Origin of the sequence: Mesorhizobium sp. M8A.F.Ca.ET.208.01.1.1, from assembly GCF_004791315.1 — a bacterium.
Taxonomy (GTDB): Bacteria; Pseudomonadota; Alphaproteobacteria; order Rhizobiales; family Rhizobiaceae; genus Mesorhizobium.
The window spans coordinates 1-327 of the sequence record NZ_SRUT01000203.1 but is presented as its reverse complement, the minus strand read 5'-3'; the positions used below and the strand labels follow the sequence as shown (position 1 = coordinate 327).

Here is a 327-nt window from a genome sequence, read left to right as displayed (position 1 = left end):
CTGGCCGCCATTGAGGCCGGACGCCCCCTGCCCGATAGCGCCGGCGTCCAGCACCTGGACCGACAGACCGACGCGCGCCGCATGCAAAGCCGTCGACAGCCCCATGATGCCGCCGCCGACAACGATCGTGTCCAACGTGCCGCCGGATGACAGCTCGGACCGGAACGCCGGCGCCGCTTGGGGTTTTTGCCAGACCGGATCGGAGAAGGCTGCGGGCAAAGATTACCTCGGCGCTGGAGCTGCGTGAAAATTCTATTGGCGATTTCATGAATTTGAAAGAGCGTTTCGATGGGCCAGATCGCCGTGGCTGTGAGCTAGCAAGCCAAT

Annotated in this window: 2 protein-coding genes; one reads left to right on the top strand and one right to left on the bottom strand. The window is 63.3% G+C overall.

Going from position 1 to position 327, the window contains the following annotated elements; all coding sequences use genetic code 11:
• On the bottom strand, positions 1-153 hold a 153-nt coding region (locus EN851_RS34920; protein WP_245520899.1), incomplete at its 3' end, for an FAD-dependent oxidoreductase.
• Here EN851_RS34920 and EN851_RS36885 point away from each other — a divergent pair.
• Positions 147-327 (top strand): hypothetical protein (locus EN851_RS36885; RefSeq protein WP_210234958.1); only part of this gene is annotated, 181 nt, incomplete at its 3' end. The two genes, EN851_RS34920 and EN851_RS36885, sit on opposite strands and share 7 nt — an antisense overlap.